Annotated in this window: 14 protein-coding genes; 12 read left to right on the top strand and 2 right to left on the bottom strand. The window is 38.6% G+C overall.

Annotated elements, in window-relative coordinates; translation table 11 throughout:
* Positions 1–4: 4 nt before the first annotated feature.
* From xseA to spo0A, 9 genes are all read left to right on the top strand, one after another.
* Positions 5–1,363, top strand: a complete 1,359-nt coding sequence (gene xseA, locus BLR86_RS03445; RefSeq protein WP_090758335.1) for an exodeoxyribonuclease VII large subunit — start codon at positions 5–7, stop codon at positions 1,361–1,363.
* Positions 1,353–1,586, top strand: coding sequence for an exodeoxyribonuclease VII small subunit (locus BLR86_RS03440; RefSeq protein ID WP_090758333.1), 234 nt, complete (start codon positions 1,353–1,355; stop codon positions 1,584–1,586). The genes xseA and BLR86_RS03440 overlap by 11 nt, the downstream gene beginning before the upstream one ends.
* A gap of 3 nt (positions 1,587–1,589) precedes the next feature.
* Positions 1,590–2,483, top strand: coding sequence for a polyprenyl synthetase family protein (locus tag BLR86_RS03435; RefSeq protein WP_090758331.1), 894 nt, complete (start codon positions 1,590–1,592; stop codon positions 2,481–2,483).
* A gap of 150 nt (positions 2,484–2,633) precedes the next feature.
* Complete coding sequence (gene dxs, locus BLR86_RS03430) at positions 2,634–4,529, top strand: 1-deoxy-D-xylulose-5-phosphate synthase (protein WP_090759409.1); 1,896 nt, start codon at positions 2,634–2,636, stop codon at positions 4,527–4,529.
* Positions 4,530–4,531: 2 nt separating this feature from the next.
* Positions 4,532–5,371, top strand: coding sequence for a TlyA family RNA methyltransferase (locus tag BLR86_RS03425; RefSeq protein ID WP_090758328.1), 840 nt, complete (start codon positions 4,532–4,534; stop codon positions 5,369–5,371).
* A 308-nt stretch (positions 5,372–5,679) separates the two neighbouring features.
* Positions 5,680–6,129 (top strand): transcriptional regulator AhrC/ArgR, encoded by a 450-nt coding sequence (argR, locus tag BLR86_RS03420; RefSeq protein ID WP_090758326.1) that lies wholly within the window; start codon positions 5,680–5,682, stop codon positions 6,127–6,129.
* A gap of 15 nt (positions 6,130–6,144) precedes the next feature.
* On the top strand, positions 6,145–7,845 hold the full coding sequence (gene recN / locus BLR86_RS03415) for a DNA repair protein RecN (protein WP_090758324.1): 1,701 nt from the start codon (positions 6,145–6,147) through the stop codon (positions 7,843–7,845).
* Positions 7,846–7,959: 114 nt separating this feature from the next.
* Positions 7,960–9,249 (top strand): SpoIVB peptidase, encoded by a 1,290-nt coding sequence (gene spoIVB / locus BLR86_RS03410; protein WP_090758321.1) that lies wholly within the window; start codon positions 7,960–7,962, stop codon positions 9,247–9,249.
* A gap of 286 nt (positions 9,250–9,535) precedes the next feature.
* On the top strand, positions 9,536–10,327 hold the full coding sequence (gene spo0A, locus BLR86_RS03405) for a sporulation transcription factor Spo0A (RefSeq protein ID WP_090758319.1): 792 nt from the start codon (positions 9,536–9,538) through the stop codon (positions 10,325–10,327).
* A 65-nt stretch (positions 10,328–10,392) separates the two neighbouring features.
* Here spo0A and BLR86_RS03400 read toward each other — a convergent pair whose 3' ends face one another.
* Positions 10,393–10,527, bottom strand: coding sequence for a YycC family protein (locus tag BLR86_RS03400; protein WP_090758317.1), 135 nt, complete (start codon positions 10,525–10,527; stop codon positions 10,393–10,395).
* Positions 10,528–10,569: 42 nt separating this feature from the next.
* On the opposite strand from BLR86_RS03400, the gene BLR86_RS03395 reads away from it, so the two are divergent.
* Entirely contained in the window at positions 10,570–11,298 is a 729-nt protein-coding gene (locus BLR86_RS03395) for a glycerophosphodiester phosphodiesterase (protein WP_090758315.1), read from the top strand.
* 15 nt (positions 11,299–11,313) lie between these two features.
* On the opposite strand, the gene BLR86_RS03390 is transcribed toward BLR86_RS03395, so the two are convergent.
* Complete coding sequence (locus BLR86_RS03390) at positions 11,314–11,550, bottom strand: DUF2627 domain-containing protein (RefSeq protein ID WP_090758313.1); 237 nt, start codon at positions 11,548–11,550, stop codon at positions 11,314–11,316.
* Between the two features lie 188 nt (positions 11,551–11,738).
* Between BLR86_RS03390 and BLR86_RS03385 the strand changes: the two genes are divergently transcribed.
* Together BLR86_RS03385 and yqiS are read left to right on the top strand one after the other, a co-directional pair.
* Positions 11,739–13,814 (top strand): sigma-54 interaction domain-containing protein, encoded by a 2,076-nt coding sequence (locus tag BLR86_RS03385; RefSeq protein ID WP_090758311.1) that lies wholly within the window; start codon positions 11,739–11,741, stop codon positions 13,812–13,814.
* Between the two features lie 93 nt (positions 13,815–13,907).
* Positions 13,908–14,849 carry a phosphate butyryltransferase gene (gene yqiS / locus BLR86_RS03380; protein ID WP_090759407.1) on the top strand — a complete coding sequence of 314 codons (942 nt, stop codon included), beginning with the start codon at positions 13,908–13,910 and terminating at the stop codon, positions 14,847–14,849.
* The last annotated feature ends 22 nt before the right edge of the window (positions 14,850–14,871 follow it).

The following is a 14,871-nucleotide window of genomic DNA, read 5'->3' as shown; positions in this document are numbered from 1 at the left end:
TGTAATGCAGGAAAAAAAGTATTTAACTGTGCTCGCATTAACAAAATACATAAAAAGAAAATTTGATGCTGACCCTCATTTACAAGATGTTCATGTTCGTGGTGAAATTTCTAACTTTAAACAGCACTCGAGCGGACATATGTATTTTACTTTGAAGGATGAAAAGGCTCGTATTCTTGCCGTTATGTTCTCGAGCCAATCACGGTCGATGAAATTTTCTCCTGAAAATGGGATGAAAGTTGTTGTTAAAGGAGATATCTCTGTCTATGAACCAAGCGGTCAATACCAAATTTATATTAAAGAAATGCAGCCAGATGGAATTGGGGAATTATTTTTAGCCTATGAGCAGTTAAGAAAAAGACTTGAAGCTGAAGGGTTATTTTCTGTAGAGCATAAAAAGCCCATTCCTAGCTATCCGCAAACGGTTGGCGTCATTACATCACCAACAGGAGCCGCTATAAGAGACGTTATCACAACGATAAAAAGACGTTATCCGATTGCTAATATTCTAGTGTTACCTGCCCTCGTACAAGGAGAAAAGGCAGCTCCATCCATTGCTAGGGCGATTGAAAAAGCAAACAAGATGGATGAGCTTGATATACTTATAATTGGACGGGGCGGCGGTTCTATTGAAGAATTATGGGCATTTAATGAGGAAGTAGTTGCTAGGGCTATTCATCAATCTGAACTCCCAATTATTTCTGCTGTTGGCCATGAAACTGATTTTACGATTGCTGATTTTGTTGCTGACATGCGAGCACCTACACCAACAGCGGCAGCAGAGCTGGCAGTGCCACATATTGAGGAATTGATGGAGAGAATTTTGCAGCGAAAAACGCGTATGCTTCAATCCATGAATGGGAGATACCGAATTGAAAAGCAGAGACTAGACCGTGTACAAAAATCTTATGCATTTCGCTACCCGCATCGCCTTTACGAACAAAAGCTTGAACAGGTAGATAAATTAACAGAAATGCTAGTCCGTGGTGCTTCAAGATTGACAGAAGTGAAGAAGTCACAACATGATACCATTTATAACCGTTTATTGCGAAACCATCCAAGAGGCGCTCTCCGAGAGGCAGAGAATAGATTAAACCGTTCCCAAAAGGATATCGAGCGGGCAATGGAACAAATAATCTTGAAGAAAAGCACAGAATTTAAAAGGATCATTTCAACTCTTCAAGCATTAAGTCCATTAAAAATTATGGAACGTGGCTACAGTCTCGTCTATACAGAAGAGAATGTGTTAATAAAAAGTATTAAACAAGTTAAAGAGAACGACTCACTTCAAATTCAATTAATAGATGGCAGCCTTCTCTGCAATGTACAGAACGTAAAGGAGAGCGAAAACCGTGACGAATGATCAAAAAGTATCCTTTGAGGAAGCGATGAATAAGCTGGAACTTATTGTAGATAAGCTTGAAGAAGGAGATGTCCCATTAGAAGAGGCGATTGCCTTTTATAAAGAGGGGATGGAGCTGTCCAAGCTTTGTCATGATAAGTTAAAAAGTGTTGAGGAACAATTAACACAGATTATTACGGAGGACGGACGTAAACAAAACTTTACGATAGAAGGAGAGGAGTAGGCTTTGAATACGAACGTTCTAGATGCTTTTATACAAGAACATAAACAACTGGTTGAATCAGAGCTTCGAACCTTGGTGGAAAAGCTGAAAGCACCTCCTATTATTAAAGAAGCCATGCACTATTCCCTTGAAGCAGGCGGGAAGAGAATCCGACCTTTACTGGTATTTGCTACCTTAGCAGCCTTTGGGAAAAATCCTAAAGATGGGCTGTTGGCAGCATCAGCAATAGAAATGATTCACACCTATTCATTAATCCACGACGATTTACCAAGCATGGATAACGATGACTTAAGAAGAGGTAAGCCAACCAATCACAAAGTGTTTGGGGAGGCTATTGCTACTTTAGCTGGAGATGCATTATTAACGTATAGTTTTGAGGTAATCAGTCGTATACCAGCCGAAAATGCCTCAAGTGAAACCAAACTCCAATTAGTGCTGGAAATGGCTAAAGCTGCTGGCTGCGAAGGAATGGTTGGAGGACAGGTTGCTGATATGGAAGGAGAGGGAAAAACTCTTACCATTGATGAGCTTGAGTATATTCATATCCATAAAACAGGTGCACTGTTAAAATACAGCGTCATTGCAGGTGCACTAATAGCAGGGGCAAATCAAACACAACTTAAAAATCTTTCTGCGTATGCCCATCATCTTGGTCTTGCTTTTCAAATCCGAGATGACATTCTCGATTTAGAAGGTAATCCAGAAGTTTTGGGTAAACCTGTTGGAAGTGATACTACAAATCATAAAAGTACCTACCCACAGCTATTATCAATGGAGGGTGCAAAAGAAGCGCTGCAAGGACAATTGGACTTAGCGAAGCATTACTTAGAAAAGTCAGGACTTACCATAAATCTGCTCAAGGAAATCGCAGATTTAATAGCATCGAGAGACCACTAGAATAACTGGTATTTGAACAACAATGTAATTGTGTTATAATTGTTGTCAATGTAGAGAACGTTGTCAATGCCGTTACCACTTCTTGTGTTAGCGGCTATTTTTTACTGTTTGATATCTGAAAGAAATTGTATGAAAGTGAGTGGTCCAAAAATGGATCTGTTATCAATAAAAGACCCTTCCTTTTTAAAAGGAATGTCAAATCAAGAATTGGAAGTATTGAGTCAAGAGATACGTCAATTTTTGATTGAAAAGCTATCAGTGACTGGAGGCCATATTGGACCGAACTTAGGTGTTGTCGAATTAACAATTGCCTTACATAAGTGCTTTGATAGCCCCAAAGATAAATTTATCTGGGATGTAGGACACCAGTCTTACGTTCATAAAATACTTACAGGCAGGGCTTGTGAATTTGATACATTGCGTCAATATAAAGGACTATGCGGCTTCCCAAAAAGAAATGAAAGTGAACATGATGTTTGGGAGACGGGTCATAGCTCTACTTCACTTTCAGCTGCAATGGGAATGGCTATTGCAAGAGATTTGAAAAAGGAACATTCCTATGTCGTACCAATTATTGGTGATGGTGCATTAACAGGTGGAATGGCCTTAGAAGCATTAAACCATATTGGTCATGAGAAGAAAAACATGATTGTCATTCTAAATGATAATGAAATGTCGATAGCCCCGAATGTCGGTGCAATCAATAATATACTTGGCCAATTGCGTACAGCTGGGAAATATCAATGGGTGAAAGATGAATTAGAGCTGCTCTTGAAAAAGGTCCCTGCTGTTGGAGGGAAACTTGCAGCAACAGCCGAACGAATAAAAGACAGTTTAAAATATTTATTTGTTTCTGGCATGTTCTTTGAAGAAATGGGCTTCACATACTTAGGTCCGGTTGATGGACATGATTATGAAGCATTATTTGAAAATTTCCGTTACGCCAAAAAAACAGAAGGTCCCGTTCTTCTTCATGTTATTACGAAAAAGGGAAAAGGCTTCTATCCTGCTGAAAGTGATACGACAGGTACATGGCACGGAACAGGACCATATAAGATGGATACGGGTGCTTTTGTTAAACCAGCTAAAACACCACCACCAGCTTGGAGTAGCTTAGTAAGTGAAACGGTTCGCAAGTTAGCACGTGAGGATGAACGGATTGTAGCGATAACACCTGCTATGCCAGTCGGTTCAAAGCTAGAGGGCTTTGCAAGTGAGTTTCCAGAGAGAATGTATGATGTTGGGATTGCCGAGCAGCATGCTGCTACGGTCGCTGCTGGATTGGCCACTCAAAACATGAAGCCGTTTTTAGCAATTTACTCCACATTTTTACAAAGGGCATATGATCAGGTTGTTCATGATATCTGCCGCCAAAATTTAAATGTTTTTATTGGAATTGACCGGGCAGGCTTAGTCGGAGCAGATGGTGAGACCCATCAGGGAGTGTTTGACATTGCTTTTTTAAGACATGTTCCAAATTTAGTGCTAATGATGCCTAAAGATGAAAATGAAGGGCAGCATATGGTTTATACTGCGGTCCATTATGATGATGGTCCGATTGCGATGAGATACCCTCGAGGAAATGGTTTAGGTGTACCGATGGATGAAACATATAAAAGTATTCCAATTGGTACATGGGAAGTGTTGAAGGAAGGCGAAGATGCTGCAATCTTAACCTTTGGTACAACGATTCCAATGGCGCTGGAAGCAGCGGAAATTCTAGAAAAACAAGGAATTGCTGTAGGGGTAGTAAATGCTCGTTTCATAAAGCCGTTGGATGAAAAAATGCTCAACCAGTTATTCTCAAAAAATATCCCTATCCTTACAATTGAAGAAGCTGTGCTCCAGGGCGGCTTTGGAAGTTCTATACTCGAATTCGCACATGATCATGGGTTTTACCAGCAAGCAATTGATAGAATGGGAATACCAGATAAATTTATCGAACATGGTGATGTAAATTCATTACTTGAAGAAATTGGGATGACTACTTCGGAAGTAGTTAAAAGAATGACCATACTTGCACGAAAAAAACAACAAAGGGCCTAACCATGAAGAATAAAGAAAGATTAGATGTGTTATTAGTTGAAAGAGGCTTAGCTGAAACGAGGGAAAAAGCAAAACGTTCCATTATGGCTGGATTAGTATATTCCAATGAAGAACGTTTAGAAAAACCCGGCGAGAAAGTAAAAATAGATATCCCATTAATGATTAAAGGTAATGCTCTTCCTTATGTCAGCCGGGGTGGGCTTAAGTTAGAAAAGGCTTTAAAAGTTTTTGATGTGTCAGTCAAGGATAAGACGATGCTCGATATCGGTGCTTCAACGGGAGGATTTACTGACTGTGCACTGCAAAATGGTGCGAAAATGTCCTATGCCTTGGATGTTGGCTATAACCAACTTGCATGGAAGCTTCGTCAAGATGAACGAGTAGTGGTGATGGAGAGAACCAACTTTCGCTATGTAACACCACAAGATTTAGCAGGGGAAATGCCTAATTTTGCAACGATTGATGTTTCCTTTATTTCTTTAAAATTAATCATACCGGTCTTAAAGACGCTTCTTGTACCTGGCAGTGATATTGTTGCCCTTGTAAAGCCGCAATTTGAAGCTGGTCGTGAGCAAGTTGGTAAAAAAGGTATTGTTCGCGATGAAAAGGTACATTTACAGGTTGTTAATAAAATTGTCGATTTTTCCCTTGAACAAGGATTTAATGTAGTTAATTTATCTTTTTCCCCCATAACAGGAGGAGATGGGAATATTGAATTTCTACTACATCTCAGATGGGGTGGTGAACAGGAAAAAGGTCAAAACCTATTGCCGATTGAGCCATCACAAATAGTAGAAAACTCCCATAAAGAATTAAAAACCAAACAAGATGTAGAAGGATAGGCATATGCTTATCCTTTTTTGGCTGTGTTAATATTGATTTTATAACCTGTTGATTTGAGCGGAAGGCGCTCGACTCCTGCAGGAGGACGGGGCTGGGGAGACCCCGCAGGCGCTTCAGCGCCGAGGAGGCTCCCCGGCCCGCCCGCGGAAAGCGTAGCGCCTGGAGCTCAAATCAACAGTCAATTTTAACAAAGCTTTTTTCCAAAATAATAATTGTACATCCTTGGCAAAATGGGCTAACATATTTGTAGAAGCGACATTTTTGTACAAAATCACTTAAATGTTTTGATAATTACGGGGTGAATCGATTGAATAAAGGCCAACGACATATAAAAATTAGAGAAATTATTACTAGTAATGATATTGAAACACAAGATGAACTTGTTGATGAGTTAAAGAGTGCAGGTTTTAATGTTACACAGGCAACAGTATCTCGAGACATTAAAGAACTACATTTGGTAAAAGTTCCATTGTTGGATGGAAGATACAAATATAGCCTTCCAGCAGATCAACGTTTTAATCCATTGCAAAAATTAAAAAGGTCATTAATGGATGCCTTTGTTCGGATTGATTCCGCTGGCCATTTGCTGGTAATGAAATGCCTGCCAGGTAATGCTATGGCTATTGGGGCTCTCCTCGATAATCTGGATTGGGAAGAAATTTTGGGAACCATCTGTGGAGATGATACGATATTAATTATTTGTCGTACACCAGAAGATACAGAGATAATCACCAATCGGTTCCTTGATATGCTTTAGAGGGGGGAATGTAGCTTGTTATCAGAACTATCGATTAAGAATTTTGCGATTATAGAGGCACTTTCTACTTCTTTTGACAAGGGGTTAACCGTTTTAACAGGGGAAACCGGTGCAGGGAAATCGATTATCATTGATGCGATCCACTTACTGGTAGGCGGCAGAGGATCCGCAGAATTTGTCAGGCATGGAGCGGAAAAAGCAGAAATCGAAGGTTTATTCCAGATAGAAGAGCACCATCCTTGTTCTTCAAAGGCACTTGAGTTTGGAATAGAAATTGAAGAGGGAATGGTCGTTTTACGAAGAGATATATCGAAGTCAGGTAAAAGTGTGTGTAGAATTAATGGTAAGCTTGTCACCATTTCGACTCTTCGGGAAGTTGGTTCGACCTTAGTGGATATACATAGTCAGCACGAACATCAAGATTTAATGGATGAAAGCAGACACCTGCCATTGCTTGACCAATTTGGGTTTGAACAAATTTCTCCTTCTCTTTCAGAATATCAAGAGGTGTTTCGCCGTTATGAACAAACTTATCAGAAGCTTAAAGCATTAAGTGAGAATGAGCAGCAAACTGCCCATCGTTTAGATCTCATTCAATTTCAATTTGATGAGATTCAAAAAGCAAATTTAAAACTCCATGAAGATGAAGATCTTTTTGAAGAAAAAAGAAGGCTAGTGAATTTCGAACGTGTTTTTGATGCGATTCAATCGAGTTATAATGCCTTAACAGGTGAACAAAAAGGGCTTGATTGGATTAGTATGGTAATGGGACAACTTGAAGATGCGGCAGCTTTGGATTCAACTTATAAGGAACTATATGAATCCGTCATGAACAGCTTTTACCAATTAGAGGATGCTTCCCGAATGTTAAGAAATGAACTAGATGGACTAGAATACGATCCGCAGCGATTAAATGGGATCGAAGAAAGATTAAACGAAATTAATCAATTAAAGCGGAAGTATGGAAAAACGATCGATGAAATTTTAGAATATGCTGCGAAAATTGAAGAAGAAATTGAAACCCTGCAAAATAAGGAAACACATATAGGGCAATTAGAGAAGCAATTAGCTTCAATTAAAAAGGACCTCACTCTTGAAGCTAAACAACTGACAGAACTGCGGAAACGATGGGCTGGAAAACTGACAAAATTAATACATAATGAATTAAAAGCGCTATACATGGCAAAAACAGTCTTTGAAATCCGATTTGAATCTATATTGCCTCATTTCACAAAAAATGGTGTTGATCATCTCGAGTTTTTTATTTCAACGAATCCTGGGGAACCATTAAAGCCGTTATCTAAAATTGCCTCTGGTGGTGAATTATCGAGAATCATGTTGGCACTTAAGAGCATTTTTTCCAAACACCAAGGAGTTACATCCATCATTTTTGACGAAGTAGATACTGGTGTAAGCGGCAGAGTGGCACAATCAATTGCTGAAAAAATTTATAAAGTAGCTGTAGATTCGCAAGTTTTATGTATTTCACATTTACCACAAGTGGCTGCAATGGCCGATATACACTTGTTTATTTCTAAAGTCACCAAAGGCGGCAGAACAAAAACTTCCGTAACTCCCCTAACGGATGATGAGAAAATAAAGGAAATCGGCCGAATGATTTCGGGTGTTGAAATCACGGATTTGACAAAGAAACATGCAGAAGAATTGTTATTTTTAGCATCAAAAAATAAAAAAATTGAAAAGCTTCCCAAATAGGGGAGCTTTTTTATGTTGTCTCAGGTTATAAATGCTGCTGATGCAGGCAAAATTATAGATGTAGCCATTTCGTTATAATGTGGAAGTGAAGCAGAAGCGAGGAGAGTGAAGATTTTGAAGTTAGAAATAATTAGAAAGATCATTGGTGGAATTCTCCTTGTTTCATTAATCAGCGTTCTTTTTTTTCAACCATTTCAGCAGTACCTTGATATACCAAAGACGATAACCGTCTTTGAAGGACAAGACTATAACTTTCAAAAGGCTGTACCGGTTTCAGCCTCTTTAGTATCTCACAATTCGAACATCACACTTGAACAAGATCAAGATCAAGTTGCGTTAATTGCAAGGGAAAAAGGCAAAGAAGAAATGTTATTAGAATTTGCAGGAATACCCGTAAAAAAGGTCGATGTTAATGTCTTAAAGGATTTTAGAGTCCAGCCAGGTGGACAATCCATTGGTGTTAAATTAAATACGGTTGGCGTATTGGTCGTAGGTCACCATTTAGTTAATACCGAAGATGGGAAAAAATCTCCAGGCGAGCTTGCAGGGATTAAAATTGGTGATATTATTACTGAAATTAATGGAAACAAAATAGAAAAGATGACAGATGTTGCACCATTTGTCCAAGATGCAGGGCAAGGCGGAAAAGCATTAGATATGATCATTAGCAGGGAAAGTGGTAAGTTTACGACGAAACTTACTCCACTGAAAGAAAAGGGAGAAAACTCCTATAAGCTTGGATTATATATTCGTGATTCAGCAGCAGGAATTGGAACGATGACATTTTTTCATCCGCAATCGAAAAAATATGGTGCCTTAGGACATGTAATTTCCGATATGGATACGAAAAAGCCAATTGTCGTTGAGGATGGTCAAATCGTCCGTTCAACTGTTACCTCGATTGAAAAAGGGAGTAACGGAGATCCTGGCGAAAAGCTTGCTCGCTTTTCTTCAGACCGAGAAATTGTCGGAAACATCCAAAAAAATAGTCCATTTGGCATATTTGGAGTTTTGAATAAAGAATTAAAGAATGGAATTATGGATATGCCGCTGCCGATCGCTTTATCCCACCAAGTAAAGGAAGGTAAGGCAAAAATCTTAACAGTGGTGAATGATGACAAAGTTGAAGAGTTTGAAATTGAAATTGTCAGCACGATCCCGCAGAAATTTCCAGCCACGAAAGGCATGGTTATAAAAGTTACTGATCCCAGGCTTCTCGAAAAAACGGGTGGAATCGTTCAAGGGATGAGTGGGAGTCCGATTATTCAGGACGGTAAGCTGATTGGAGCAGTTACACATGTCTTTGTCAATGATCCAACCTCTGGTTACGGAGTACACATTGAATGGATGTTAAATGAAGCGGGAATTAACATATATGAGAAAACACAGGAAAAGGCAAGTTGATACGAAAAGCGGAAGCGGGAACAAAAAATGGGCGAATTCGCCCATTTTGTTTGTGTATAAAGAAAATTCGACAAACCTTGGTGAACCTAGACGAACATTGCGAATTTAGTCGAAATTTAAAGGAAAACAAAGAAAAGATAAGATTTTTTCACTATTTTAAGAAATATTAAAAAAACTAAAGGAATTTTAGTTGCATTGTCGAATTTCTAATTTAGAATAGAATTAAGAGAAAAAATAATTAAATATAAAATAGATCTGACCATTTGGGTTTGAGGAGGAAATAAAGGTGAAAAAGATTAAAGTATGTGTGGTAGACGACAATCGGGAGTTAGTAGGATTATTAGAAGATTATATTTCTTCCCAAGATGATATGGAAATTGCAGGTATAGCACATAATGGTCAGGATTGTTTAGACCTTCTTGAATCAACAGATCCGGATGTACTCGTTTTAGATATTATTATGCCTCATCTTGATGGTTTAGCCGTCCTAGAGCGCTTAAGAGAACTGAAAAAGGGTGCTATTCCTAATGTTATAATGCTTACTGCATTTGGGCAAGAAGACGTTACTAAGAAGGCTGTAGAGCTTGGTGCATCGTACTTTATTTTAAAACCATTTGATATGGAGAACTTAGGAAGCCATATACGTCAAGTAAGTGGAAAAAGCAGTCAGGTTAGTCGTAAGGTTCCAACAGGGAATTATCGCTCACATACTGAAAACAAACCAAGAAATCTAGATGCCAGCATTACCAGCATTATCCATGAAATTGGTGTTCCGGCACATATTAAGGGCTATTTATATTTACGTGAAGCGATTTCAATGGTTTATAATGATATTGAATTACTAGGATCAATCACAAAGGTGTTATACCCTGATATTGCGAAAAAATATAACACCACAGCTAGCCGTGTCGAACGTGCGATCCGTCATGCTATTGAAGTAGCATGGAGCCGTGGAAACATTGATTCTATCTCCTCCTTATTTGGTTATACTGTAAGCATGTCTAAGGCTAAGCCTACAAATTCTGAATTTATCGCAATGGTAGCCGATAAACTTCGTTTAGAGCATAAGGCTTCTTGAAGAGACCATTAATATAATTAAAAAAGTCTTCATTTTTGATGAAGACTTTTTTAATGGTATGAATATTATTTTTCTTTTTCTAATTCCATTAATTTTTGAATAAGTATATGCTGTGGCATATGCATCAGTTGTTCTAATGGAACATTAAGTTTTTCTGCAAGCTTAATTGCGGTTTCAGGCGATAATTGTAAAGGTTTCATGGCAAGTTCCTACCTCCAATTTTTTAGTTAGGATGTGAAGTAATGACACAAATTTTTGCACACCGTGGTTATTCTGCTGTTTTTGCTGAAAATACCATGAGTGCTTTTGTTGCTGCTGAAAAGGCAGGTGCAGATGGCATAGAGCTTGATGTCCAAGTAACGAAAGATGGTGAAGTTGTTGTCATTCATGATGAAAAGGTCGACCGGACAACAACTGGAAATGGCTTTGTTAAAGATCTTACATTTAAAGAAATCCGAATGTTTAACGCCAATAAAAAAGGTGAAAAAAAAGAACCGATACCATCATTGATTGAGGTATTAGAATGGATGAAGACCAATCAGTTAATTTGTAATATTGAACTAAAGAATGGGATACTCCCATACGAAGGTATGGAAGAGAAGGTAATAAAGCTAGTGAGAGAATATGACTTGAGCGATAGAATTGTCATTTCTTCTTTTAATCACTACAGTATTGTATTAAGTTATCGGATGGCACCCGAAATCGAAACAGCACCACTTTTTAATGAGCGAATTTATATGCCATGGGTATATGCGCAATCAATTCGAGCACAAGGGATTCATCCGAAATTCTCATCCATTACAGAGGAAATAATCAAAGAGTCGATGAAAAATGGGATATCAGTTAGACCATACACCGTGAATAAAGATGCAGACATCGCCAAGCTGTTAAAAATAAACTGTAGCGCCCTCATCACAGACGATCCGGTTAAGGCTCTAAAAATGAAAAAACAATTGGGAAAAGAGACCTAAACTTAATGGTCTCTATTATTTTTTTGTAAACCTTGTTTGTACTTTATTTCTTTTCCGATCACGATGAAAAATGAACCCTGCGACAAAGCCTAAGCCGCCAATGAATAGGACGAGTCCAATCAGAAATTGCAGCCATAAGAAAGGAATTGGGCTTTGAAGAATGCCAAAAGTCATATCGCGCATTAATTTAATTCCATAACCAGCTAAAATTCCTGGAATTACTAATATAAGTAGAGCAAAAATCCGCTTCATAATAAATCCTTCCAATTGTATAGTAAGTCAAATAAGTAAATCCCTACAAGAAAAATACTAGTACAAAGAATTAATTTGTCAAGATACCAAAAAAAATATAGAATAAATAATGAAATATATTGCATGCTTTCGATTATATGGGTATGAAAAAGTTTTCTAGCTTTCAACTATAATAAAGGGGCGAAAAAATGCAAAATGTCATGATTGTTGGAGCCGGTAAAGGTGGTTCAGCGATCCTTAAATTACTCAATGAAACTGAGGTTCTTAATGTCCAGGTTGTGATTGACAGGAACTTTGATGCACCAGGGATCTTATTAGCACAAAGTCTGGGGATAAAAACCGGGACAGATTGGAAGCCGTTTTTAACTGAAAATATTGATATAATTATTGAGGTAACAGGAAATGAATTTGTATTTATCGAGTTAAGGAGCACCAAAGAAAAGAAAACGGTGTTAATACCCGGGAGTGTTGCATTTCTTCTTGCAAGGCTTCTCGAAGAAAAAGAAGAATTGATTATTAAACACCAAAATGTCTCTTATCAGCAGGAATTAATCTTCAATGCGACGAATGATGGGATGATTGTAATCGATGCAAATGGCTTTGTGATTCTATATAACCGCCGTGCTGAAGAAATGACAGGTGTAAAACGTGAACAAGCCATTGGAGCATTTGTTGTTGAAGTCATACCAGAAAGTAGACTCCCGCAAATTCTTGAAACAAGAAGAATAGAAACCAATCAAGAAATGATATTGGGAAATGGCCGGAAAATTATTACTACCCGAATTCCTATCATTGAAGAAAATGGAACCTTAATCGGAGCATTTGCCGTTTTTAAGGATATCACAGAAGTAGTTAATCTGGCTGAAGAAATTACCGACTTAAAAGAAATCCAAACGATGCTTCAGGCGATTATTCATTCCAGCGATGATGCCATTTCGGTAGTAGATGAAAACGGCAGGGGTATTCTCATTAATCCCGCCTATACCCGCCTTACTGGGCTTACTCAAGAACAGGTTATTGGCCAGCCAGCCACTGCTGATATATCAGAGGGCGAAAGTATGCATATGAAGGTGTTGCAAACAAGAAGAGCAGTACGCGGTGTTCCGATGCGAGTGGGTGCCAATAAACGGGAAGTCATTGTTAATGTCGCACCGATTATTGTAAAAGGAAAATTAAAAGGCAGTGTCGGGGTTATTCATGATATGTCAGAAATTAAATCTCTAAACCGGGAATTAAATCGAGCACGTCAAATCATTCGTACCCTTGAAGCGAAGTATACCTTCGAGGATATTATCGGCAGTTCAGAGGAAATGATGCTTGCGGTTGAGCAGGCAAAGCTTGGGGCAAAAACGCCGGCAACTGTCCTGTTACGTGGAGAATCCGGTACAGGAAAAGAATTGTTTGCCCATGCTATACATAATGCAAGTGATCGAAAATACAACAAATTTATCCGTGTTAATTGTGCTGCAATCTCTGAGTCTCTTCTAGAGAGTGAGTTATTTGGATATGAAGAGGGCGCGTTTTCTGGGGCAAAAAGAGGTGGGAAAAGGGGCTTTTTTGAAGAAGCAAACAACGGTAGTATTTTCCTTGATGAAATAGGTGAATTATCAGCCAATACCCAAGCAAAATTACTCAGAGTATTGCAGGAAAATGAAATCACCCGAGTCGGTGGGACAAAGCCTGTACCGATAAATGTTAGAATCATTGCGGCAACCCACGTGAATCTTGAAAAAGGAATTGCAAAAGGTTCTTTTAGGGAAGACTTATACTATCGTTTAAATCGTATGCCAATACATATACCGCCACTCCGGAATCGGAAAGAAGAGATTCCTGTATTGTGCGAAAGGCTTATTCAAAAAATTAATCGTGATTATGGCAGAAATGTCGATGGAGTTACCCAAACGGCAGTGCTTAAATTAATGAATTATGATTGGCCGGGGAATGTCAGGGAACTAGAAAATATTCTTGGCAGAGCGATAATTTTTATGAATTATTATGAAACTTTCATTAATGTGCATCACCTGCCAGAACTTAGACCAAAAAAACCGGGAAGTGAGCCACTTCTAACTGACCATAACGAATCCATTCAGCAGGGGCGATCGTTAACCGAAATGGTTGAAGAGTATGAAGCTGAAATTATCACACAAACTCTTCACCGCTTAAATGGAAATAAAACCGCTACTGCTAAAACACTTGGAGTATCCGTTAGGAATCTGTATTATAAATTAGACAAGTACAAACTTGAAAATAATAGCATGCAATAATTTTCACAGTATGAAACCTATTGCGTATAGAATTTGGAGTTATTAAGCGTTTTCAACTATATTCAAACTGGCATGGATATTGCATACATAAATATGGAGTTGCAGGGAGAAAGGGTTGATGACAGCTTGTTACTTGAATCACTAATAAACAAAGCAACCCAACTTGATGGTAACACGGTAGCCGTTGCAGTGGCAGAAGATGAAGAAGTCATTGAAGCGGTTATTGAAGCATTAAATCGTGGTCTAGCTAATTTTATTTTATTTGGTGATAAAGAAAAAATTAATTCAATTTTACATGGTAAACACGAACACCTGAACGAAAATAACAAAAAGATTACTGTAGTTCATGCTGATACAAATGCGTTGGCTGCAGAACTGGCAGTCAGGGCTGTATTTAATAATGAAGCAACCGTGTTGATGAAAGGGAATATCCCTACAAGCAACCTTTTAAAAGCAGTCTTAAACAAGGAATACGGTCTTAGAACGGGTAGTGTTTTATCACATGTAGCTGTCTTTGAAGTTCCTGATTTCGATCGCTTTACCATCGTAACCGATGCTGGGATGAATATCTCCCCTGATTTAGAACAAAAGGCTCAAATGATAAAAAATGCTGCATCACTGGCTAGGGCAATTGGAATAAAATATCCCAAAGTGGCTGCCATTGCAGCCGTAGAAGTTGTCAATCCGGCAATGCAGGCAACGATTGATGCCGCTGCACTAACAGTGATGAATAAGCGGGGACAAATATCGGGCTGTATCATCGATGGACCATTAGCATTAGATAATGCCGTTTCTGCTTTAGCTGCTGAACACAAAGGGATTGATAGTGAAGTAGCGGGGAGGGCTGATATTTTATTAGTTCCCACGATCGAGGTTGGAAACGTCTTATATAAGTCATTAATTTATTTTGCAAAGGCGAAGGTAGGAGCTGTTATTGCTGGTGCAAGGGCTCCAATCGTATTAACTTCAAGAGCGGATTCGGCTGAAAGTAAGTTGTACTCACTTGCGCTCGCTATCTGCTCTGCTGCTAAATAGAATTTCATAGTTGCCAAATTAG

This window comes from Bacillus sp. OK048 (genome assembly GCF_900103525.1).
GTDB lineage: Bacteria > Bacillota > Bacilli > Bacillales > Cytobacillaceae > Neobacillus.
The sequence above is the reverse complement of the archived record's forward strand: the minus strand, read 5'-3'. Positions and strand labels throughout refer to the sequence as shown.

What these genes read in the sequence shown, in the direction of transcription:
- xseA (WP_090758335.1), top strand. Translation starts at nt 5, where the DNA reads ATGCAGGAAAAAAAGTATTTAACTGTGCTCGCATTAACAAAATACATA.
- dxs (WP_090759409.1), top strand. Translation starts at nt 2,634, where the DNA reads ATGGATCTGTTATCAATAAAAGACCCTTCCTTTTTAAAAGGAATGTCA.
- BLR86_RS03425 (WP_090758328.1), top strand. Translation starts at nt 4,532, where the DNA reads ATGAAGAATAAAGAAAGATTAGATGTGTTATTAGTTGAAAGAGGCTTA.
- BLR86_RS03400 (WP_090758317.1), bottom strand. Translation starts at nt 10,527, where the DNA reads ATGAAACCTTTACAATTATCGCCTGAAACCGCAATTAAGCTTGCAGAA.
- BLR86_RS03395 (WP_090758315.1), top strand. Translation starts at nt 10,570, where the DNA reads ATGACACAAATTTTTGCACACCGTGGTTATTCTGCTGTTTTTGCTGAA.
- BLR86_RS03390 (WP_090758313.1), bottom strand. Translation starts at nt 11,550, where the DNA reads ATGAAGCGGATTTTTGCTCTACTTATATTAGTAATTCCAGGAATTTTA.
- BLR86_RS03385 (WP_090758311.1), top strand. Translation starts at nt 11,739, where the DNA reads ATGCAAAATGTCATGATTGTTGGAGCCGGTAAAGGTGGTTCAGCGATC.
- yqiS (WP_090759407.1), top strand. Translation starts at nt 13,908, where the DNA reads ATGGAGTTGCAGGGAGAAAGGGTTGATGACAGCTTGTTACTTGAATCA.